The sequence below is a fragment of the Trichodesmium erythraeum IMS101 genome (genome assembly GCF_000014265.1).
Lineage (GTDB): Bacteria > Cyanobacteriota > Cyanobacteriia > Cyanobacteriales > Microcoleaceae > Trichodesmium > Trichodesmium erythraeum.
Window position 1 is genome coordinate 878,302 of record NC_008312.1, and the last position, 24,173, is coordinate 902,474.

Genomic DNA, 24,173 nt, shown 5'->3' on the forward strand with positions numbered 1-24,173 from the left:
CTTACTTTCTACTCCCATAGCTCTAATTGTCAGTCAAATATGAGAATATAAATACTGTAGATTCGTGATTAAACGTTTCTCAATTCAGAAAGCAAATAATTCAAAAATTATGGTAGCGGTAGCAATTTTAGCGGCTGGACGTGGCACTAGAATGAAGTCAGACTTACCTAAGGTATTACACCAATTAGGTTCTTGTACTTTAGTCAAACGAGTTATCAAAAGTTGTGTTTCTATTCAACCATCAAAAATAATGGTAATAGTTGGTTATCGTGGGGGCCTTGTACAAAAGTCTCTCCTAGATAATAACAATAATATTGATAATGATAATACTCCTACACTAGAATTTGTAGAACAGACGGAACAATTGGGAACTGGTCATGCTATTCAACAATTATTACCTTATCTGAAAGATTTTTCTGAGGAGCTGCTGGTCTTAAATGGAGATGTACCATTATTACGACCCGAAACTATTAAGCAGTTAATTGATACCCATCAGCAAAATAAAAATTCAGCGACTATCTTGACTGCTAATCTTCCTAATCCTAAAGGTTACGGTAGAATATTCTGTAATACAAATAATTTTGTGACTCAAATAGTAGAAGAGCGAGACTGTACTGCTGCCCAAACAAAAAACCATCGCGTTAATGCCGGAGTTTACTGTTTTAACTGGCCTGCTTTAGCAAATATATTGCCTAAACTAAAAGCAGACAATGACCAACAAGAGTATTATTTAACAGATGTGGTTCCTCTTCTTGACCCTGTCATGGCAGTTGATGTGAATGACTATCAAGAAATTTTTGGTATTAATAACCGTAAACATTTAGCTAAAGCTCATGAAATTTTGCAGGTGCGGGTCAAAGATGATTGGATGGAGGCCGGAGTCACGTTGATAGACCCTGATAGTATTACAATTGATGATACAGTTTTACTACAGCAGGATGTGATTGTTGAACCACAAACTCATATTCGGGGTTCGAGTATAATTGGTTCTGGTAGTCGCATTGGGCCGGGAAGTTTGATTGAAAATAGTCATATAGGTAAAAATACTTCGGTTTTGTACTCTGTGATTTCTGATAGTATGGTGGCCGACAATACTCGTATTGGTCCTTATGCACATTTACGGGGTGACTCTCAGGTGGGTTCTCACTGTCGAATTGGCAATTTTGTGGAATTGAAAAAAGCAACGGTTGGCGATCGCTCTAATGCAGCTCATTTGTCCTATTTGGGGGACGCGACTTTGGGAGAAAAAGTAAATATTGGCGCTGGCACTATTACAGCTAATTATGATGGGGTGAAAAAGCATAAGACTAAAATAGGCGATCGCTCGAAAACTGGGTCAAATAGTGTACTGGTTGCTCCTGTAACTTTAGGAGAAGATGTGACAGTAGCTGCAGGTTCGGTAGTGACAAAGAATGTGGAAGATGATAGTTTAGTTATTGGTCGCGCTCGACAAGCTGTAAAAAAAGGTTGGAGGTTGAAGCAGTCCGATGAAAGTAAGAAAGAAGAAAATAAGTCATCGCCCTGAATAATTTTCAAGTTTATGATCAACCGCGAAACTTCAATAACTTATGAGATCATACATAGCCATCAGTAACGCCTAATTTTTTTTTAGATGTTGGTAGAAAAAACAATAGGGTTTCCCCTGATCAAACCTGAAAGATATTAATTAATTTAATATCATATTCCCTTCTACCCTCTGCCTTCCTTCTATAAGTAAATAAATACTTAACCAGATTAATAATTAAGTATTTTGTCATACGCAAACTTTGGAGATAATTTTATGAAAGCTTTTGAAGTTAGAGAATTTGGCAACTTAGTTTGTACTGAAAGACCACAACCAGAACCAAAATTTGGAGAAGTTTTAGTGAAAGTTAAAGCTGTCTCCCTTAACTATCGAGATATTTTAATGGTTAAAGGTGCTTACAACCCCCATCTACCTCTACCTGTTATTCCATGCTCTGATGGAGTTGGAGAGGTTGTGTCAGTGGGGGAAGGTGTCACTAAAGTGAAACCTGGAGATAGAGTTGCTAGCATTTTTATGCAGAAATGGTTATCTGGTAACTTGACTAGAGAAGCAGCCAGGTCAGCTTTGGGTGGTGAAATTGACGGAATGTTAGCAGAATATGTAATTTTGTCGGAAGATGGAGTGGTAAATATTCCATCTTACTTATCTGATATAGAAGCAGCTACTTTACCTTGTGCGGCAGTAACAGCTTGGCACGCTTTAATAGAAGCTGGTTTAAAACCAGGGGAAACAGTATTAGTAATGGGAACAGGTGGAGTTTCCTTATTTGCCTTACAGTTTGCAGTGATGGCAGGAGCACGAGTCATCGCAACTTCCAGTAGTGATGAAAAATTAGCGCGGGTGAAACAGTTGGGTGCATCTGATATGATTAATTATAAATCTGTACCTAAATGGGAAAAACAAGTGTTAGCCTTGACTGAGGGCACTGGAGTTGACTATGTTGTGGAAGTTGGTGGAGCCAAGACTTTGAGTCAGTCTTTAAAAGCAGTAAAGATAGGAGGTCAAATAAGTTTAATAGGTATATTGGCAGGAGCGCAAGCAGAATTTAATATTTTACCTGCACTCATGAAAGAAGTTCGGATACATGGTATTTTTGTGGGTTCCCGTCAAATGTTTGAAGCGATGAATAGGGCGATAGATCTTTCTCAGTTGCATCCGGTCTGTGATCGCATTTTTCCATTTGAGTCAGCTCCAGAAGCACTAAGTTATATGGAAATAGGTTCCCATTTTGGTAAAATTACAATTCAATTTTAGTTTTTGATCAGGAGGTAAAGATGAAAGCATTAGTTTTAGAAAAACCGGGAATTCCTGATAGTTTATATATTACAGAAATACCTTTACCACAACCGGCAGCAGGGGAAATACGGGTACAAGTTCATGCTGTCGGACTAAACCCTGTTGACTACAAACTTGCTGCTGGGGGTTTTTCAACATGGAGTTATCCATTTATTTTGGGGTTAGATGTGGCAGGGGTTGTGGATGCTGTCGGTACTGATGTGACTGAATGGCAGGTTGGAGAGCAGGTTTATTATCATGGAAATTTATCTAAACCAGGAGCTTATGCAGAATATACTAATGCTAACGCTTTAGCAGTTGCTCCACTTCCAGAGGGTATTTCTTTTACAAAAGCTGCTGCTATTCCTTGTGCTGGTTTCACTGCTTACCATGCTTTGCATCACCGTTTGCATATTCAATCAAAACAAACTATTTTAATTCATGGTGGTGCTGGTGGAGTTGGTAGTTTTGCCCTCCAGTTAGCATCTTTGGCAGGTTTGGAGGTGATTACAACTTGTTCTCAGAGTAATTTTGATTATGTGCAAAAGTTGGGAGCAAAGCATTTAATTGATTATAAAAATCAGGATGTAGTTATAAGAGTCAAGGAAATTACTAACGACCGTGGTGTTGATGCTATTTTAGATACGGTTGGTTCGGAAACTGCAACAACAGGTTTGAAAATGTTGGCATTTAATGGTGGAATTGCTTGTATTGCTGCTTTGCCTGATTTTAGTAATTTCAAATCTTTTAGTCTTGCTGCTTCTATCCATCAAATTGCTTTAGGAGGTGCTTATTTATCTGGGGATAAAAAAGCGATTCAAGATTTAGGAAAAATGGGGAGAGAAATGGGAGAATTAGTAAGAGAAAAGAAAGTTAGTCCGATGTTAACTGAAGTAATTAGTTTGGAGGAAATACCGAAAGCATTAAATCGTTTGAAAGGTCGTCATGTAAGAGGAAAAATAGTTGCTGAAATTCGATAATGTCAGGTTTTATTAAGTGTTGATCAGAAAAAAATTGCACTTCTAGGCTTAGTTGTTCGCATTAGTATTGGGAAGTATCGAACGTTTGCCCAGCCTCTCTGTTTCCCTACCCGACATATTTGTGAAGTATTTCGTTAGAAAAAGACTAAGCCTAGCAGCAGCAAACAAGAGAAAGCCCGAATCTGCTAAAATTAAATCGAAACCTTAATTACCAGGACAAAAACAATAGTAACAGTTCCCAAACTAGATAAAATGATTCCCCAAGAATACCTTGACTGGGAGGAGAAACAACCGATTAAATATGGATATATGAACAGTCAGGTTTTGGCTATGACTGGGGGAACTATTCCTTATAATGAGATTAGTCTTAATTTGGCGACGGCCTTAAAAGCTCAGATGCGGGGTAAAGGGTGTAAAGTATTAATGGCGGATGCCAAACTGGGAGTATCAGGAAAAAGGCCTTTTTATTATCCTGATGTCATGGTAACTTGCGATCAAAGAGACCGACGTGCTACTAAAATTATTTATCATCCTTGCTTAGTAGTAGAGGATTTTGTCTTGGAGGAAGTAGGGGAATACTAGAGTATGGGAAATTTAGGGGTTTTCTATACAATGTCTGTACTGAGTTCATTAATCTGAAAACTGCTGCATAATAACTATAAAAATTGAGAAAATTTTGCCCTGGCTCCAATCTAAAACATTATGGAAAATTATAGTGACATATGTCTTCCAAACACCCAGTTTCTTAATAATGAGCCAAAGCAATTAGATTACTTGCGCTGCAGTCGGGAACCTACAAATAATGCGCCTACAGATAGTAACCCTAGAGTCATTCCTGGTTCTGGAACTGCTGTTCCATCTGCCTCAGAGGTAGCTCCCCAGATTTCTTGAGAATTCAAGCCAGGAATTTTCCTGACGAAAGTTCCAACACCAGTTCCTAGATCAAGTTCAAGTTGGTCTTGATTTGCAGTATAGCCAAATAGGGATCCATCATCACCAAAAGCAAGACCATAAACTCCTCCGTATCCAATATCACCAATTTTTGTGCCTACACCATCTCGTGTAATACTCCATAGTGAATCGCCAACAGAGGTTGCCCAAAAAATATCGCGAGCCGCATCAAAAACAATATCCCCACTACTGGAAAAACCTGAGTTGGAAGATATACGCGATGCTCTTCCCGAGCTAGTGTCAATAGAGTAGAAACTGGAACCCCCTGTGCCATAAAGCTTGCCATCATTGCTAAAACCTAGAGCATTAAGGCTTTTTCCTTTTCCTAAACGACCAACGTAGTTATTTGTTCCTGAATCTAAATCTACTGAATATAGTTTATTGAAAGTAATACCGAAGAGTTGCTCCGAAGGCGAGAGAGCAATATCAGTAAAAGTTGGAGTTGATGCTAGCTGAGTGTAAGATCCAGTTAAGTCATCGAATGCGCCAATCTGATTATCGTTAGTTGACACATAGAAAGTCCCAGCTTGAGCAGAGGTTGTCAGTGCAGATGTAGCTGCGACACTTAATAGTAGACAAGACAGTAGTTTTTTCATATCTTTATTAATTATGTTAATACTTCAAACGTTTGCATTTGAGTTATTGCTCCGCCACAGACCGATAGTTCAGCCCAACTTCAAAACATGAGTTCCTAAATTGGGTCTGTTGGACTCTGCTTGAGAATTATTCAAAATACCACTCAGGAAAATTGTTATATGTATGCAAGCATTGCACAAAGTTTTTGTAAATCCTTCTGTTTGACGTTTTTATTGTCTATCCAATAGCGCAAACAGCTATTTAACCATGAATTGACCTGTAAGAATCATTTCATCTAAAACTTTGTATTGATTTTGGGTGCCTTTTAATTTAGCCTCAATTACTAGCAAAGCTTTTCTTGATTTTTTTATTTTTATTATAACTAAATTTAACCAAAATGTCTACTGGATAAACTATTAAGATTTGTATATAATTATTGATGTGATAATTATATACTTACCATTCATCTCTGCACGCACATCACGCGCTAACCTTCTGGTGATTTCAAAGCAAAAAGTAAAAATTTACAAACCCTATTGAAATCGCAAATATCTTATGACATAAGCATTTCTGAGCAAAGCAGTTATAGTAGATCAACTTATAAATAACCAGGAATTTCAGGAATTACACGTAGCAGTGCCTAAAAAGTTGAACTTTTCAATTTAAGTTAAATTATTTACTTATAAACCATACCTTAACAGTTTGATTGAATGTAGACGTAATTAAAAGATTAAAAAAATCCACTTTCTCAGGTGTTTTGCTTGAGAGATAGAGAAAAACATTTTGTTCCACTAACTTTTGACCAAGTAACTGCTAAGAAATGTCTAATATTTATCAACTGTATTTTTCCTGAGAGTAAATGTAGTAAAGATTTTAGTTCTGGGATTTGTATTTAAAATAAAAACATTGGTGTTATCTTTACCTCTTGGTACAGGGTAAACTCATCTAATTGACTTATTCTTATATAATACAGCAATTAACATATTACATAAAGGATTAAAGGAGGTGGGCATTATCTTGTCTGCTTGTGGAGGCGTAAGACATTAGCCAGTCTATGAAAAAATAAACTTCAGCAAACGACGTAGAAATTGTCTCTGTTTTAGAAGCTCCCGTTATCATCTCTGATTTAACCGGAGAGAGCTTCACTAGTTCAAGATTTAAATCAAGTATTAATTTGATAAATGTGGTTGGGCAAGACCTATCAATACCTGTAGATGACTAGCCATAGACCGTATAAGGTTCAACAGGAAGTCAACATCAGATTGTCAAGAGCTATACGACCCTTTGTCTCAGTTTTAGAGAGCAGTAGTTTATGCATTTAATTGATTATATTATCGTCGGGTTATACCTGTTCGCAATTGTTCTGTTTGGCATATTTCTCCAGCGAAAAGCCTCCGCTGGTATAGACTCTTATTTTCTGGGTGATCGGAATATGCCTTGGTGGGTATTGGGAGCTTCCGGAATGGCTTCCAATACAGACATTGCCGGAACAATGTTGATAACGGCTTTAGTCTACGCCTTGGGAACAAAGGGATTTTTTTTGGAACTCCGGGGTGGCATTGCCTTAATTCTAGCAATGTTCATGATTTTTATGGGCAAATGGAATCGTCGAGCCCAAGTTATGACCTTAGCAGAGTGGATGCATTTACGTTTTGGAGTCGGACGAGAAGGAAATATCGCCCGCATAGTTAGTGCCATTGCTGCTATTATCTTGACCATTGGTAGAATTAGTTATTTTGCCATAGGTGGGGGCAAATTCTTAGGAGAATTTATCGCGGTCGATGCGCGCCTCGCCTCAATTATCATTATCTTCCTGGCATTGATCTACACTGTTATCAGTGGTTTTTATGGGGTAGTCTTAACAGACCTATTTCAGGGAGTATTGATTTTTTTTGCCATCATCTATATCTGCGCGATCGCCATCCAACTGCCCCCTCTCCCCGAAACATTTGCTATCTCTATTCCAGGCACTAATCAATTGCAGGAGTGGAATTTTAGGGAGTGGAGTAGTATATTCCCCTCCATGAAAGTAGACTTGCCAGGAGACTATGGCCGTTTCAACTTATTCGGCGCTATCCTTTGCTTCTATCTACTGAAGGTATTAATGGAAGGGTTTGGGGGTATCGGTGGTTATATGATGCAGCGATACTTTGCTGCCAAAAGCGATCGGGAAGTGGGGTTAATGTCCCTGTGGTGGATCTTTTTGCTTTCCTTTCGCTGGCCTTTAGTAACAGCTTTTGCAATCCTGGGCATTAATTACGGCATTACTAACCAAGTAATTTCTGACCCAGAACTGGTCTTACCAACAGTCATTGCTACTTACCTACCAGTAGGAATTAAAGGATTGATATTAGCTTGTTTTATTGCCGCCGGAATGTCTACTTTTGACTCCCTAATTAATGGTGGTGCTGCTTACTGGGTGAAAGATATTTATCAAGCTTACCTTGATCCCCTAGCTGATAACCGCAAACTGATGTTTCAAAGTCGTTGGGCATCGGTAATCATAGCTATGGTAGGATTACTATTTAGCTTCAGTATCTCCAATATCAATGAAATTTGGGGATGGTTGACTTTGGGACTGGGCACAGGTCTGGCGGTTCCTCTGCTGTTAAGATGGTATTGGTGGCGGTTTAATGGCTATGGATTCGCTACGGGTATTGCCGCTGGCATGATAGCCGCAATTATTACTAAGGCCATCGTCTTACCTTCTTTACTGGATCTGCAAATTGCCGAATTTATCCAATTTCTAATTCCTAGTAGTTGTTCTTTAGCAGGATGCATTGTTGGAACTCTGTTAACTCCAGCAACAGAAAGGTTAGTCCTGGAGAATTTCTATACTATCACTCGCCCCTTTGGTTTCTGGAAGCAGATCGCCACTAATGTGCCCCATTATCTCAGGGAAAAAATCACACTAGAGAACCAACAGGATTTGCTGGCAACTGCGATCGCAATTCCTTGGCAAATAGTTTTGTGCCTTACCGGAATTATGTTTGTGATGAAACGTTGGGATAATTTCAAAATTCTATGTTTTTTATTGATTATACTTTCTATCTGTTTATACTTTGCCTGGTACAGATATCTAAAAGTTAAAAATTGAGAATTGTCCCATTTTGAATTTGCCAGGCGATCGCTTTCACTAGATCAGGACTTACCTACACAGATCAAAATATACACTATCTATAGTGGGTTGACAGCGGCTACTAGATAATTGGTTCTGTGTAAGTCCTGTATGAATATTATTTAAATGCTTATGATCAAAAATTGGCACTTCCAAGTTGGGCTTCGTTTTCATGTACAACCTACAATATTATAATGTGGTTGTTCCTGGGAACTTTTCCCCCATGACTTCCCACAGGCCTTGACTGTGTATGGTGGTTTACCAAAAATGGCAGGAGTCTTTGACTCTAGCAAGGAATTTACCATAGCCGATGGGCTAATGTCTGCCAACAAGAGGGACGAAACCCAGAACCCACAGGGGGGATAGTTGATAGCCAATCAGTAAAAACAACGGAGAAAGGAGGGGCAGAGGGGAGCTTTCATGGAAGCCAAAGGTCAAAACGCGGAAATGCTACATCCTAGTGTAAACCTTGAGACTGGTATTAGTGGTGCTGGTTCATGTTGCCAATATATCAGATGTCACAGCTGGGAGGATATTGCTAGCAGAATTTAGTCTGTCAGTTCCAACTCTAAAAAAGGTTTGAGCTGAACGAGGTTATAGAGGCCAGGGGTTGTAGCAAGCCGCGGATGGATGGGAGCTTCATCAGGGGGTGGTTGAAGGTTATCAAAAAAGTTTTGGGTTTGAACTTTGAGGTTGGGTGGTGGAGAGAACTTTAGGTATGCTCGGACGCCAAAGACGACTTAGTAAAGATTAGGAGGGTTTAACGGAAGTAAGTGAATCTGTTGTTTATATAGCCATGATTTTACTGATGTTAAATTGTCTTGTCCCTTAAGGTTTTATTTACAGATATCCTCTTACAATAATTCTTTAACGAATGAATAAGTTGGTGTTGAAGCTAGGAAAAAAAAAGGAGATTTTGAAACCCAACCCTTAAAGTTTATTGAGGATATGTGCTATAAAACTAATTGAAGTTAATTTTATGGTTGACTTTAAAGGAGATCTATTAAATAGATGCTAAATTTGTCGTTTCAAGAATGGCAAGTGAGGCAGTTTTTTTTGATTACGGGATATCAAGACTTAGTGAAATGATAGAATTAGAAAAAAGAGAATTAGAAAAAAGAGAATTAGAAAAAATAGTTCTTGTTTATAAAGAATTATTAGAAAAATTAACAGCCCCCAATGCTTCCCTATCAGAGCAAGAAGCTTTGAAAATTTTATTGGCTAGAGATGCTATTAGTAATGCTTTATATAATAACCTTGAAAATTGTAATTTGGCAGTAATAGAAATTAAAAAATTAGACAAAAAACTCAAAGATAATTCTGATAAATTAATTGATTTTATTATATTAGATGAATATCGAAATAATTTCCCGAGTTTACCGAAAAATTGGTGGTGGTATTTGGATATTGATGTTGAGAAAAAAAGAATCGAATCTCACCCTTGGAATCGTTTTGATGGGTTGATTAGAATTATAAGAGTTATGGTTTGGACGGTAAATTTAACTCTTTTGGGAACTTTGGGTAGTCTTTTTTTAGTCAGTGGTTCTGGGTTACAGGGTGTGTTAGCTATTACTTTTCCTGGTATATTATCATTACTGCAAGCTCAAAGTGAGTTAACGGAAAACGGAAAAAAAGGGTTTGATAAGCTTTTAGAAAAAATTAAACTCCCTCAACATTATCAGGAGGAAGCAAAGCTTGGTTCTACTCTATTAATTACAGGATTATTGTTAACTATTTGGTTAAATTTACCATCTATTTCTAATAGCTACAAACTGAGGGGTAAAAAATCAGAAGAACAGGAAAATTTAGCGTTAGCAGAAGAGTCTTATCTACAAGCAATTAACTTATATCCTGATAATGTAGATGCTCGTTATAAGTTAGCCAAGATTTATGAACAATTACAAGATTTTGATAGTGCTAAGAAACAACATATACTTGCAGCTCAAGCTGGGTTTATAGATGCCTATAATGATCTTGCTTATTTGTATATTCAGGAAGGTAAGAATGGGGAAGCGATAGATTTGCTTCGAAAAGCTTTGGGGCTTTTAGAGAAAAAAGAAAATCAATTTGAGGAGTTAATGGATAGCGAAAAGCTGAATTTGAAGACTCAAACATATAATATTTATAAAAATTTAGGATGGGCAAGATTTGAACAAAATCAATATGATGATTCTGTTTCCTATCTTTTACCGGCAATGGCAATTGCTCAGAACACCAAATATAAGCAATATATTCGGAGCCCAGGAGCAGCTTTTTGTATATACGCTAAAATATTGTCATCAACAGATGAGAAATCCTCTGGGACTCAAAAAACTTGGCAACAATGCCGTGAATTGCTTGAATCTCGTTTAGCTGCCGGTGAAAGTATTAATCCTGAAGAGGATACATGGTTATATGAAGCTAAACAACAATTAAATAATTAAATAAATTAAGTAATGGAAATAAATAATGATAAATTATATGTTAAATTGAAAAGAAAAATATAGGCTGCATTGACTGTAATAATTGTGGGATAAGGAATGCTTCTTTTAAGTCATCCTTCCCATATTTACCCTTTATGTTGGGCGAAATCCTCAATTTATTAAAGGCGCAATGGAAGAACTTTCGCCCAGCTGGATCTGCTATCACTCTGAGTAGCGAGAACAACACTAAACTAAATAGTAATACTTAGGTAAGAGTTTTAGAGAGCGATTTTCCGATCAGGAAGGAAAAAGCCTTCTCTTCTTTATAAAAAAAAAACTTATGAGACTAACATTAATAAATATTAAATATACTATAATCTTATAAGATACAAGTAGTAAATAAAAATTACACAACAGAAAAGCAACAATGGTAAATTTTTCCCTGAGTTTGAAAAGAAAAATCCAAACTGCATTGACCTTAACAGTAATGGGATGGGCTATGCCTGCCTTCAGTGCTCCCACTCATATCTTAATTAATGTTGAGGGCAATGTCCAAGTCAAAAAGTCAAAATGGAAAGACTTTAATAAAATTGAGGCTGGTATCACTCTCAACAGTCAGGACAAAATTAAAGTAATAGATAATGCTTCGGCTACAATTTATTGTAGTGATAAAACTAAATGGATAATAGATAAACCAGGAATACATTCGATTTCTGACGGATGTTCAGAAGGAAGCAAAATTTCTTTATTAGATCAAGGTAATAATCATTCCACCCGCGGCCCTAAAGCTCCTGCATTTGAAGAAAGTCTAGAAAAACTGCCTTATTTGGTTAGTCCTCGTAAGACTTATGTTTTGAATGCTCCATTGACTATTCGTTGGAATGAAGTTCCCGGGGCTACTAACTATAAAGTTAAGGTGGAAGACTGGGAAAGAGAAACGAAGGAATGCCAAATTAGTTATGATGGGGAATTGGAGCCTGGTGGATATTATCGTATAACTATAGTAGCGAATAATGGGGCTACTTCTCAAGATGAATATGGCAGCGAGGAGAAAAATAATAATTGGTTTATGGTATTAGAGGATGAGGAAGCAGAGGCTTTACAGGAGGAATTACGGCAGAAGCTAGAGGCGCTCAAGGAGGCTGATAAAACTCAAGAGGAAAAAGATTGGAGTTTAGCCATGTTTTACCTAGACAAAGAATTAAATTTTGACGTTATTCAGATATTGGAAGGCTTAGTTAAATCTGGAAGTCAAAAATTAGAGGTTTATTATTTGTTGGGAGACATATACCAAAAGCTAGGGTTGAATTTAATGGCAAAAGACATTTTTCAGCAAGGGCTGGCTCTGAGTGTGCAGCAGGGGAATAGTGAATATAAGGGGAGCATCCAACAGAGATTAGAGTGGCTGGAACCTTCTTTGGGTATTATTAACAAAGCAGGAGAGTTATTGAGGAGGTAAATAGAAGTTATTTAGTCCCCCATAAACTGATTACTCAATTAATAGGAGGAAACTAAATGATAGTAGTTAATGAGCTAGCAGTCAAAAATATGGCCTGCAAATCAAGAAACACTTCTATTACTTCCCAAGAAATAATTCTCATGGATGGGTAGTGATGCTAACTGGAGAGGGTTAGTTAGACATTTCAACTATGGAGCAGAATAGTACGGACAGGAATTAATCAAAACTAATAGGTACTTTTCTATTTCTAAGGGTTGCTTTCAATACGTTTACGTAGCAAGAAAATGGTGTTTAACTGTAACAGAGTAGTTTTTAGAGTAGGGTAGTTAGTATGATCATGATATAAAAGTCGGTAGAAATATTTTGGTTGCTGGGTTAGCAAAGTCAGTTTATGGAGGGACTGTAAGACTACAAGGAAGTAAATATATGAAGGTGGAAGCATTGAAGGAGAAAGACTCTACAGCTCAATGTTACGGACTCTCGGCATACCTCATGAACCTACCTCGGGAGAATGTCAGGAAGCAACTTAATCAAATTGTCTATATCTTAATTTATTTGCTGTTGTTAGGGGCATCTAACTACCTTAAGTAGGCCAAGCTAATGTATACACTAATATAAGCGCTTATGATTAAAATGACAAATAAATTTTAAATAATTTCTTGATTTTTGTATGGTAAGGATTTATAATAATACCTATAAATTAAATAAAAAGTCAATATAATTTTCAACATCTACCACAATAACAAAAGCCTGTGATGAAACCTAATAGCTCAAAACTCTGCACCATAAAAGCTCTGAGTTTAATACTAGGCACATTAGCCACCACTCCCGCCAACTCCCAGCCCATAACCCCGGCTAAGGATGGCACCAATACTACTGTTACTCCACAGGGCCAACAATTTAATATTAAAGGTGGGACTCGCAGTGGTGCTAATGTATTTCACAGCTTTGATAAGTTTAATGTGCACTCTGGTCAAACTGCCAACTTTGTCACGACCCCGGATACTCGCAATGTTCTCGGACGAGTTAAGGGAGGCGCTTCTTATATTAATGGTCTTATTCAGGTTCTAGGTAGCAGCTCTAACCTCTTCTTAATGAACCCCGCAGGCATAATGTTTGGCCCAAACGCCAGCCTCAATGTACCTGCGTCATTCAGTGTTACTACTGCTACTGGTATTGGTTTTGACCAGAATAATTTCTGGTTCAAGGCTATGGGGACTAATGACTATTCAAATTTGCTCGGAAGCCCTAGTGGTTATAGGTTTGATGTTTCTAAACCTGGTTCTATTGTTAATGAAGGAAGTTTAACTTTAAATTCTGGAGAAAATTTAACTTTATTAGGGGGAACTGTTGTTAATACAGGGGAACTCTCTAGCCCTGGGGGTAATATTACTGTCACTGCTGTCGAAGGTGGTAGTACCCTGAAAATATCTCAACCAGGACATTTGTTAAGTTTAGAGGTACCCCTAGAGGATGGAGAAAATATTTCTAATATTGATCCTCTATCTTTACCAGAGTTATTAGCTGGTGGAGGAGATGTCGTTGAGGCTACATCTGTTATTGTTAAAGAGAATGGTGATGTGGTTTTGACCGGTTCAAATACTATGGTGGCTGAGACTCCGGGAACGGCAACTATTTCGGGAAAGATAGATGTATCAACTACTGCTAGTTCTCTCCAAAATGAGGGGGGTGCTAGTTTTGGAAGCCAAGTTAATGTGTGGGGCGATCGTGTGGCTCTTATAGATACAAATATCAAGGCTGATGGCAAAAATGGGGGTGGAACTGTATTAATAGGAGGAGATTTTCAAGGGTTGGGTATAGTTCCTAATTCTCAGCATACTTTTGTTAATAATAATTCATTTATTTCTGCGGATGCTATCACAAATGGTGATGGAGGTCAAGTTAGAATTTGGTCGGATGGTATTACTAATTTTGCGGGAAATATTAGTGCTAAAGGCGGCACATCTTCGGGAAATGGAGGGTTGGTTAAAATTGGGGGAAAAGAACAATTAATCTTTGATGGAAAGGTGGATGTTACTGCGGCTTTAGGGACTGAAGGTACGATTTTATTGGACCCAGAAAGTGTGACGGTGGGAGAGGATAATTCGGAAGGTGAAAAGGAAATTGTCGAGGATAATTCGGAGGTTTCTGAGACAGAAAATACTGATAATTATGATGGGGAAATTATTGAGGATAATTCCGAGGTTTCTGAGACAGAAAATACTGATAATTCCACAACAAAAAATACTGATAATTTAGAAGATAAAGAAACAGAAAATCCTCTTGATCCTTTTGCTGCTGATGAGAATTCTGATGTGACTATTTCGGCGGATAATTTAGGGGAATTATCGGGGAATGTGATTATTGATGCTGATAATGATATTACCATAAATGAAAGGATAGAAACTGATTCTTCTGTGGAGTTAAAGGCGGGTCGAAGTATTAATATAAATGCGGATATTGATACTAAGAGTGGAAATGGAAATATTGATTTATTGGGTAATAATGATGAGATGAATTTGGCTAACCGTTCTGATGGGAAAGCTTCGATAAATCAATTGGATGGAACAATTTTAAATGCTGGAAGTGGTGGAATTAATATTAAGTTGGGAAGTTTAGGAGAGGTAGGTGATATAAATCTGGGAAATTTAAGGACGACAGGGAAGGTTTTGGTTGATGCAAATGGGGGAAATATTGTTAGAGTTTCTGAGAATTCTTTGATAAATGCGGGGAGTGTTTTGTTTAGAACTTCTGGGAATGGAGGTATAGGTTTTGTTGGTGAACCTTTGCGGTTGGATGTGCAGAATTTGGAGGCGGTTTCTGGTAGTGGTGGGGTGTTTTTTGATGTGGGAAATGTGAATATTGGTGGTGTGAGTGAGGATGTAGATGGTATTGCTACTTTTGGAGGAGATGTTGATATTAAGAGCGCGGGAAATGTGACTTTAAATGAAACTATTTCTAGCAATGAGGTTGTAGAGAATAATTCTGAGGCGACATCTACAGAAAATACGGAGGTTGTTGATGGAGGTGGTGGGATAAATATTGAAGCGGCGGGAGATATTGTGGCTACGGGTAGTGGTATTAAAGGTGGTGGGGAAGCTGTTTCTTTGTCTGGGACTAATATTAGGATAAATGATGAATTTGATGAGACTTCTGGGGATGCGGATGTTAAGTTGTCGGCGACAAATGATATTGTTGTTGAGGATATAGAGGATGATGCATTGGAGTTTATGCCTGGGAGGGGGAAGATAGAATTTCGTGCGGATCTGGATGGGGATGGGTTTGGTCTTGTGGAGATGTTGGATAATAAGCCGGATGTTGGGAGTAACCCTGATGTTTTTGATAATGGGGCGGATACTATTAAGACTAATGGGCGAGGTTTGACTATTGCTGGTGCTGGTCTGGTTTTGGGGAATGTTGATACTTCTTGGTTGCCTGTTTATTCTGGTGGGGAGTTGTTGAAGGCGATCGATGTGGATGAGGGGGGGCCGATACCTCCGGGAGTGGAGGATAAAAGTGGATTAATTTCAGAGGAAGATTTTGATTGGTCTTCTTCGGGGGTAGATGATGAAGGTCGTTATTATGGTGGCAAGATAACCATTGACGGCCAATCTTATAATGTTTATTATGATGGTTATGATGATGAGAAGAAAGTATCGAAATATACTATTAACGGCCAATCTTATTATCAAGCTGGAGTTGAAGGTAAACTTTATTATGTGCCTGCTACGAAGACTTGGGAAGATACTGCAACATTTACTTTTACTGTAGATGGTGACTTGGGAACTGTAAAAAATATAGATGTTCGCTTTTCTGCGGCACATACTTACAATAAGCAGTTAGAGGTTAGTCTGGAATCACCCCAAAAAACGAAAGTACAATTGTTTACAGGTGTTGGTAGTTATGGAGGAGAGAACTTTCAGGATACTGTGTTGGATGATAATGCTTCTAGAAGTATTGATAATGGCCTTGCTCCGTTTGATGGTACATATCGTCCCCAAGGAAGTTTAGCAGATTTTAATGGAGAAAATCCTAATGGAACTTGGACTTTGACGGTAAAAGATACGAATATCGAATATGGTAACGGCACTTTATACAGAGCTGGTGAGACTGCTCACTGGGGAACTACTGCCATAGGTACACAACTGTTGCTGCGTAATCCTCTTGTTCAGATTGCTGCTGGAGGAAATGGTGGAGCGATCAACCTAGAAGCAACTCATGGTGATATTAGTGTGGGAAATATTCGTAGTTTGAGCGAAACTGCTAATGGGGGAAGAATTGACCTGAATGCTAATAAGGATATTATTTCTGGCCTGATTAATTCTAGTTCAGAGCGAGGCAATGGAGGTGATGTCAACCTTAATGCGATCTCTGGTGAGATTAGTACTTTTTCATTGGATACTTCATCATTTGATGGAGATGGAGGTAGTGTGGAGATGAAGGCGTTAGGGGATATTACTACTAAAGCAGAGATGATGACTGATTCTGGTGAGTTTTTTGTTGATGATTATGGATATGTAGAAAATACCAGCGGTGGTGGTGGCAATGCTGGTAATATCAAGATAGAAAGTACAGAAGGTTCAATTGATACTAAAGCAGGTTCAATTTCTGCTGGTTCAGTTTCAGGAAATGGAGGAGCCATTGATTTGGATGCTGGTGGCGATATCAAGACAGAAAACCTCTATCCCGGGTCCTATTCCAGGTCAGGCAACTCAGGAAATGGAGGAGCCATTGATTTGGATGCTGGTGGCGATATCAAGACAGAAAACCTCTATCCCGGGTCCTATTCCAGGTCAGGCAACTCAGGAAATGGAGGAGCCATTGATTTGGATGCTGGTGGCGATATCAAGACAGAAAACCTCTATCCCGGGTCCTATTCCAGGTCAGGCAACTCAGGAAATGGAGGAGCCATTGATTTGGATGCTGGTGGCGATATCACTACACAATACCTCTATTCCAGCTCCTATTCCGAATCAGGCAACTCAGGAAATGGAGGAGCCATTGATTTGGATGCTGGTGGCGATATCAAGACAGAAAACCTCTATCCCGGGTCCGATTCCAGCTCAGGCAACTCAGGAAATGGAGGAGCCATTGATTTGGATGCTGGTGGCGATATCACTACACAATACCTCTATTCCGGGTCCGATTCCTGGGAAGACAACTCATATTCCGGGTCCTATTCCGGGTCTGGCAAGTCAGGAAATGGAGGAGCCATTGATTTGGATGCTGGTGGCGATATCACTACACAAGACCTCGATTCCAGGTCCTTTTCCTATGGAGGCGACTCAGGAAATGGAGGAGACATAACACTGAATGCAAAACAAATTAACCCTCCAGAAGACGGAAATGCAGAAAAACTAACAATCTATACATTTTCTGTAGGTAGCACTGACTCTAAAAAAGCTGGAGACGTTAACATTACCACCAACAATCTCAGTAACACAGATATATTAACACTATCCTCCCACTCTGAATCAGGAAAAGTAACAATAAAAAGTAAGACACAAGAACCACTTCAAATCAAAGACTCATCCATTATCACTAGTGAACAAGTAACAGTAGAAATCTTCGGGGAACAAATACAAATAGAAACAGGAAATACCCAATCAGGCGACGTCTTCATCAACAGTGACGGCGACCTCAACCTAAACAACGTCACCATAGAAAGCGACACCAAAAGTAACCAAGCCGCCGGAGACGTCAACATCTACAGCCGCGGCAACATCACACTCGAAAACACCGACATCATCAGCACCACCAACTCCCAAGGCAACGCCGGCCAAATCACCTTAGAAACCAACGAAAACATAGAACTCACCAACAACAGCAAAATCCTAGCCAACACAGAAGGAACCGGAAACGCAGGTCAAATAAACATAGAAGCCAACAACCTCATCCTAGACCAAAACACCAAACTCATCACAGAAACCGCAAGGGCCGGCAACCCCGGAGACATAAAAATCCAAGCCAACACCATAGACATAGGAGAAGGCGCTAAAGCCAGCACCACAGTCTTAACAGGTTCAACCAGCACCGGAGAAGGAGGCAACATCACCATCAACACAAACAAACTCAACGTCACAGGAAAACTCGGAATATTTGCCGAAACCGAAGCCAGCAAAAACGCCGGTATCCTTCGCATCTCACCCTACAAAAACAACCCCGACCTAGACATCACCTTCAAAAACGACGGCTTCATCTCCGCCTCCACCTCATCCACAGGCAACGGAGGCAACATATTCATCAAAGCCCCAGAAAACATCAACATAACAGGCCAAGGGTTCATTGCCACCAAAACATCAGGCACAGGTAACGCCGGAATTATCGACATCAAAACCAACAACCTGAGAATATCCAATGGAGTCAAAATCAATGCTTCCACAGAAGACCAAGGCAACGCCGGCGCAATCAAAATCAACACCACAGACTTCACCCTAAAAAAAGGAACAAGTCTGACAACAGAAACCAACAGCGCCGGACTAGCCGGAAACATAGAAATAAACACCAAAAAACTCACAATAGGACAAAACGCCCAAATAAGTGCCACAGCACTAGAAGGAGCCAGCAACAAAGAAGCAGGCGGCAACATCACCATCAACGCCAATAACCTAGACATATCAGGAAAACTAGGAATATTCGCGGAAACCGCAGGAGAAAGCCCCGCAGGCACCCTCACCCTGAACCCATATAAAAACAACCCCAACCTAAATATAGAATTCAAACAACAAGGCTTCATTTCTGCTCGCACCACCTCCAGTGGCAACGGAGGCAACATAAATATTCAAGCACCAGAAAAAATCAACATTACAGGAGACGGAAAAATATCAGCGGAAACCACAGGGAGTGGAAATGCAGGCACCATCAATATCCAAACAGAAAACCTCAACCTATCAGAGCAAGTAGCCATAAGTGCCGAAACCAACAGTCAAGGTCAAGCCGGAAACATTGAAATTAACTCCCAAACAGTTACCATAGGAAAAGGCACAGAAATAAGTGCAACAGCCGGAAAAAAAGCAACAAGCACCGGAGATGGAGGCAACATCACCATCAACACCAACGACCTAGAAATCTCAGGAAAACTAGGAATATTCGCGGAAACCAAAGGAGCATCAAACGCCGGAACCTTAACCATCACCCCTTATAAAACCAACCCAGACCTCAATAGCAAAACCGACCCAAACATCAATATTACCTTCACCGACCAAGGCTTCATTTCTGCTAGCACCAAATCTCTAGGAAAGGGAGGCGACATCAATATATTAGCACCAGAAAACATAAATATTACAGGAGATGGTCGGATAACAGTTGAAGCCAAAGGTAGTGGAGACGCAGGCATTATTAACATTGAAACAAAAAACCTGACAATAGCCGAAAACACAAAAATATCAGCATCCACATCCGACAGCGGAAACGGAGGCGAAATCAAAATTAATTCTAGTGAAACATTCCAACAACAAGGCCGAATATTAACAGAAACCACAGGAACAGGAGATGGAGGCATTATCAACATTGAAGCAGGAGAAATAACTGCGCCTAACAGCAAGATATCAGCTAAAAGTACCGGGGCGGGCAACGCAGGTACAATAGATATTACTGCCCAAGGAGATATTACCACAGGAGTTGTTACCTCCGCCGCCAAAAATAAAAGAGAAACTGCTGACGGAGGTAGCATCAGTATTACCAGTCAACAAGGAAAAATTAACGCCACCCGAGCAATTCAATCATTTTCAGAAGGAGGCAACGCCGGAAATGTTACCCTCAAAGCCCAAACAGACATAACTGCCAATACCATAAGTTCTCACGGAAAGCAAGAGGGTGGTCAAATAACCATCAGATCAGAAACCGGAAATATTGACACCAGTAGTGGTAAATTCTTAGCCAACTATTCAGGAGGCGGTGACGCGGGAGACATTACAATGGAAGCACCCCAAGGAAATATTACCACAAATAATATCTATTCCTACGCCGACGGAGACGGAGGTCAAATAAACATTAAAGCCGGAAACAATATTAATATAGAAGCAAACAGTAATATTATTTCTGCATCAGAGCCACCAAGTGAGGGAAACAGTGACAAACAAGGAAAAGGAGGAGATATTACTCTAGAAGCAGGCAACAATATTAATACTACAGCAGCTAATATATATTCTGGTGCCAACGAGGGCGACACAGGACAAATTGATATTACTGCAGATAACGCAATAGAAACAGGTAAAATAGACTTAGCATCAGGTTTTGTCAGACAAGAAACAAAAGTAAACCAAAACCTGGTCCTCATCCCTAAACCAGGAGAACCAGCCACCAAAGGAAAAGCTGGAGACATCAGACTCCGCAGCAGAAACAGTACAATAGACACCACCGGTGGCACAATAAATTCTCGTTCCCCAGACGGCACCGGAGATATTATTATCAATGCCAAAGGAAATATTAGCACAGGGAAATTAGAAGCCAGCGCCCTTAACCCAGACAACCCTACCACAGGTGGAGACGTTAATATTACCAGCGAGCAAGGAGAAATTAATGCAACTCAAAACATAGAAACCTTCTCAGAAAAAGGTACAGCAGGAGATGTAAATATTACTGCAGCGGGTCATATCAATACAAACACCATTCGTTCAGATGGAATGGAACAGGGAGGAGATATTAATATTAGGAGCGATAGTGAAAGTAGCATAGATGCAGCAGGAGCATTACAAACATATTCAGATGCAGGAACAGCAGGAAACGTCAACCTCACATCCCCAGGGAATGTTAATATTAGCGGCATTCGTTCAGAAGGAATGGAGCAGGGAGGTGATATTACACTGAAGAGTCAAGGAGGAGAAATTAACTCTACAGGCGATATAGACTCCTATTCAAAACAAGGAAAAGGAGGATACGTCAAAGTAGATGCCCCAGAAAGAGTAAATTTAGCAAATGTATCATCCTACGGCATGACAGAAAGTGGTGACTTAATTACTCAGAGCCAACAAGCAGAAGTTAATACAGGAAATGTCACAACACAAGCTTCAGAGGGAAAGAGTGGACGTATAGTCATCAACGGAACAGAAGTAGGTACGGGAAATTTAAGTTCTATCGCAGGAACAAGCGCCGGGGAAATTAATGTAGAAGCAACAGATGGTTCTATTGCCACCTATGATATAGAAATGACATCAGGTGGTACACTAGGAGCTTTAACACTGAGAGCACCAGAAAATATTAACACAGGAGACATTCGTCAAAAAGCAGGAGAGGGAGATGCGAATGCAAATATATTTTCAGGAGGAAACCAAACCACAGGAAATATTAGTCAAGAAGCAGGCAATAATACTAACCTAAATCAAAATGCAGGAGAGAATATAAATGCAGGGAATATCGAACAAAATGCTGGTAATAATACTAACCTAAATCAAACTGCAGGAGAGAATATAAATGCAGGGAATATCGAACAAAATGCTGGTAATAATACTAACCTAAATCAAACTGCAGGAGAGAATATAAATGTAGGGAATATCGAACAAAATGCGGGTAATAATACTAACCTAAATCAAACTGCAGGAGAGAATATAAATACAGGGGATATCGAACAAAATGCGGGTAATAATACTAACCTAAATCAAACTGCAGGAGAGAATATAAATACAGGGGATATCGAACAAAATGCGGGTAATAATACTAACCTAAATCAAACTGCAGGAGAGAATATAAATACAGGGGATATCGAACAAAATGCTAGTAATAATACTAGTATTTATCAAATTGCAGAAGGAGAGATTAATACACCAGTCATTAATCAAACTTTCGGTAATGAGACTACGCTCAATCAAATATCAGTAAGAGATGTTAATACACCAGTAATTTCTAATAACAATATACCTAATAATCAAGGACTTAATCAAGAAAATTTCTCTAATAATAACAATAACAATATTGAGAATAATTCCACTACAAATTCCTCAAACAATAAAAACATTTCATCAACCCTTACCCAGTCTCAAAGGTCTGAATTAATTTCAACTTCTACCCCCAGCAACAATAACCAAACAACTAATACAAATACAGCCCAAGAACAAACAGAATCATCTATTAATAGTACAACGGATACCCAAAAAATCTTAAACATAATTGATACCGTCAATACCAATTCCTTGACAGTTGCGACTGGTTCAGACCAAGTAATAACAATGTTAGAACAAAACCTTACTAACGAATATTCTAATTACTTTGGAACAGATTTTAAGGAACAATTTATTAACCAAAAAACACCCCGAGAAATCTTAACCGATATGGCTGCTAAAACAGGAAAAGAATCTGCAGTTGTTTATATTAATGCTTATCCAGAGGAATTACAAATAATTTTATATACCAAAGATGGTCAACCTATTCTTAAAACTATCCCGGAAGCTAACCGTAAAAAATTAGAGAAAGTAGTTATAAATTTCCTCAAATTAACGACAAGTCCTGCCTATCGTGATTTTAATAGTTATCTATCACCAGCAAAACAATTATATGATTGGTTCATTGCACCTATATCAGCAGAATTAGAAGCAGCAAATATCGATACCTTATTGTTCAGTATGGGTGAAGGTTTACGTATTTTACCAGTGGCAGCATTACATGATGGAAAGCAATTTTTAATTGAGAAATATAGCCTAAGTTTAATTCCGAGTATCAGCTTAATGGATACAAATTATCGCCCACTTCAAGGTACTCAAGTATTAGCTATGGGAGCTAGTAAATTTATCAATGAAAAACCTTTACCAGCAGTACCTGTGGAGATAGAAACAATTTCTGAACAGTTATGGGAAGGTAGTAAATTTTTAAACGAAGAATTTACCAAGAATAATTTGTTAACTCAAAGAAAAAATTATCCCTATCCTATTATTCACTTAGCTACCCATGCAACATTTAATAGAGGAAAACCTAGTAATTCTTACATTCAGCTATGGGGTAATGAACAAATAAAGTTAGACCAAGTGCGGGAGTTGGGTTGGAGTACCCCATCGGTTGACTTGTTGGTATTGTCTGCTTGTCGCACTGCTGTAGGAAATAGAGAAGCGGAATTAGGGTTTGCAGGGTTAGCAGTAGCAGCGGGAGTGAAGTCAGCCTTAACGAGCCTTTGGACTGTAAGTGATGAAGGGACATTGGCATTAATGACAGAGTTTTATACTCATTTGAATGATGCTAAGATCAAGTCAGAGGCATTAAGACAGGCGCAGTTAGCAATGCTGCAAGGGCAGGTGCTTATTACAGGTGGGGAGTTGAGGGGAAGCAGCACTCGTGGTGGGGTGGAGCTACCTTCGGCGTTCGCAAATGTAAACAATCAAAATTTATCTCATCCTTATTACTGGGCAGGGTTTACTATAGTTGGTAGTCCTTGGTAATAAAAATGACCAACTAACATTCAACATCTTCAAATGTAGTCAACTTATTCGTAATTTTTGGGTTCAGATCATGTGGATGTGTAATTAATTTTGTACGACGGCTTCTTTAGCAAACCCTAAATATTAATTGATAGAGGGAGGGATTTTTTGATCACATTTGTTATGTGTTGTCAATTATCGACAAAATCTCAAAATATTTGTGTCAACGACAATATATCATTTAAACGTTGAAGCGTCAATAGTAGGAATAGCACTGATAATATTGACACTCTCAGTAGCGGTAGTAGTTTCACGGGTTTTGTTGAAATAACAGATACCAACAACTATTATCGCTTTTATCTAAGTGGGGAAAGGGAGTTTGAGCTTACTCTCAAGGACTTAAGCGGTTATGCATACGTATAATTACTCAGCAGCACTGGTGCTACTATCATTAGTTCTACCAAGACTGGTAGAAGTTCTGAGAGCATCAGTAAAACTTTTAATTCGGTTACATATCATAACCTTGGATGAAAAAGATACTAAAT

General features: G+C 38.9%; 11 protein-coding genes. 10 read left to right on the forward strand and 1 reads right to left on the reverse strand.

What is annotated here, in order from left to right; translation table 11 throughout:
* The first annotated feature begins 109 nt into the window (after positions 1-109).
* The 4 genes from glmU to TERY_RS02655 all read left to right on the forward strand — a co-directional run bounded on the left by glmU (position 110) and on the right by TERY_RS02655 (position 4,362).
* Complete coding sequence (glmU, locus tag TERY_RS02640) at positions 110-1,525, forward strand: bifunctional UDP-N-acetylglucosamine diphosphorylase/glucosamine-1-phosphate N-acetyltransferase GlmU (protein WP_011610402.1); 1,416 nt, start codon at positions 110-112, stop codon at positions 1,523-1,525.
* A 225-nt stretch (positions 1,526-1,750) separates the two neighbouring features.
* Positions 1,751-2,779, forward strand: a complete 1,029-nt coding sequence (locus tag TERY_RS02645) for a zinc-dependent alcohol dehydrogenase family protein (RefSeq protein WP_196797206.1) — start codon at positions 1,751-1,753, stop codon at positions 2,777-2,779.
* Between the two features lie 20 nt (positions 2,780-2,799).
* Positions 2,800-3,780 carry a zinc-binding dehydrogenase gene (locus TERY_RS02650; RefSeq protein ID WP_011610404.1) on the forward strand — a complete coding sequence of 327 codons (981 nt, stop codon included), beginning with the start codon at positions 2,800-2,802 and terminating at the stop codon, positions 3,778-3,780.
* A 252-nt stretch (positions 3,781-4,032) separates the two neighbouring features.
* Positions 4,033-4,362, forward strand: a complete 330-nt coding sequence (locus TERY_RS02655; RefSeq protein ID WP_011610405.1) for a Uma2 family endonuclease — start codon at positions 4,033-4,035, stop codon at positions 4,360-4,362.
* A 188-nt stretch (positions 4,363-4,550) separates the two neighbouring features.
* On the opposite strand, the gene TERY_RS02660 is transcribed toward TERY_RS02655, so the two are convergent.
* Positions 4,551-5,327, reverse strand: coding sequence for a hypothetical protein (locus TERY_RS02660; protein ID WP_011610406.1), 777 nt, complete (start codon positions 5,325-5,327; stop codon positions 4,551-4,553).
* A gap of 1,292 nt (positions 5,328-6,619) precedes the next feature.
* Here TERY_RS02660 and TERY_RS02665 point away from each other — a divergent pair.
* The 6 genes from TERY_RS02665 (at position 6,620) to TERY_RS02685 (ending at position 23,649) form a co-directional block, all read left to right on the forward strand.
* Positions 6,620-8,404, forward strand: coding sequence for a sodium:solute symporter family transporter (locus tag TERY_RS02665; RefSeq protein WP_011610407.1), 1,785 nt, complete (start codon positions 6,620-6,622; stop codon positions 8,402-8,404).
* Positions 8,405-8,845: 441 nt separating this feature from the next.
* Positions 8,846-8,977, forward strand: a complete 132-nt coding sequence (locus TERY_RS36045) for a hypothetical protein (RefSeq protein WP_370496492.1) — start codon at positions 8,846-8,848, stop codon at positions 8,975-8,977.
* A gap of 533 nt (positions 8,978-9,510) precedes the next feature.
* Positions 9,511-10,848 carry a tetratricopeptide repeat protein gene (locus TERY_RS02670; protein ID WP_044137141.1) on the forward strand — a complete coding sequence of 446 codons (1,338 nt, stop codon included), beginning with the start codon at positions 9,511-9,513 and terminating at the stop codon, positions 10,846-10,848.
* Positions 10,849-11,254: 406 nt separating this feature from the next.
* Positions 11,255-12,286 (forward strand): hypothetical protein, encoded by a 1,032-nt coding sequence (locus TERY_RS02675; RefSeq protein WP_011610409.1) that lies wholly within the window; start codon positions 11,255-11,257, stop codon positions 12,284-12,286.
* A gap of 363 nt (positions 12,287-12,649) precedes the next feature.
* Positions 12,650-12,877: a hypothetical protein gene (locus TERY_RS02680; protein WP_044136323.1), complete on the forward strand. Its 228-nt coding sequence runs from the start codon at positions 12,650-12,652 to the stop codon at positions 12,875-12,877.
* 164 nt (positions 12,878-13,041) lie between these two features.
* On the forward strand, positions 13,042-23,649 hold the full coding sequence (locus tag TERY_RS02685; RefSeq protein WP_011610410.1) for a CHAT domain-containing protein: 10,608 nt from the start codon (positions 13,042-13,044) through the stop codon (positions 23,647-23,649).
* Positions 23,650-24,173: the final 524 nt, after the last annotated feature.

Excerpts from the sequence above, each read along its gene's own strand:
- TERY_RS02675 (WP_011610409.1), top strand. The coding sequence starts at position 11,255 with ATGGTAAATTTTTCCCTGAGTTTGAAAAGAAAAATCCAAACTGCATTG.
- TERY_RS02660 (WP_011610406.1), bottom strand. The coding sequence starts at position 5,327 with ATGAAAAAACTACTGTCTTGTCTACTATTAAGTGTCGCAGCTACATCT.
- TERY_RS02655 (WP_011610405.1), top strand. The coding sequence starts at position 4,033 with ATGATTCCCCAAGAATACCTTGACTGGGAGGAGAAACAACCGATTAAA.
- TERY_RS36045 (WP_370496492.1), top strand. The coding sequence starts at position 8,846 with ATGGAAGCCAAAGGTCAAAACGCGGAAATGCTACATCCTAGTGTAAAC.
- TERY_RS02670 (WP_044137141.1), top strand. The coding sequence starts at position 9,511 with ATGATAGAATTAGAAAAAAGAGAATTAGAAAAAAGAGAATTAGAAAAA.
- TERY_RS02685 (WP_011610410.1), top strand. The coding sequence starts at position 13,042 with ATGAAACCTAATAGCTCAAAACTCTGCACCATAAAAGCTCTGAGTTTA.
- TERY_RS02665 (WP_011610407.1), top strand. The coding sequence starts at position 6,620 with ATGCATTTAATTGATTATATTATCGTCGGGTTATACCTGTTCGCAATT.
- TERY_RS02650 (WP_011610404.1), top strand. The coding sequence starts at position 2,800 with ATGAAAGCATTAGTTTTAGAAAAACCGGGAATTCCTGATAGTTTATAT.
- glmU (WP_011610402.1), top strand. The coding sequence starts at position 110 with ATGGTAGCGGTAGCAATTTTAGCGGCTGGACGTGGCACTAGAATGAAG.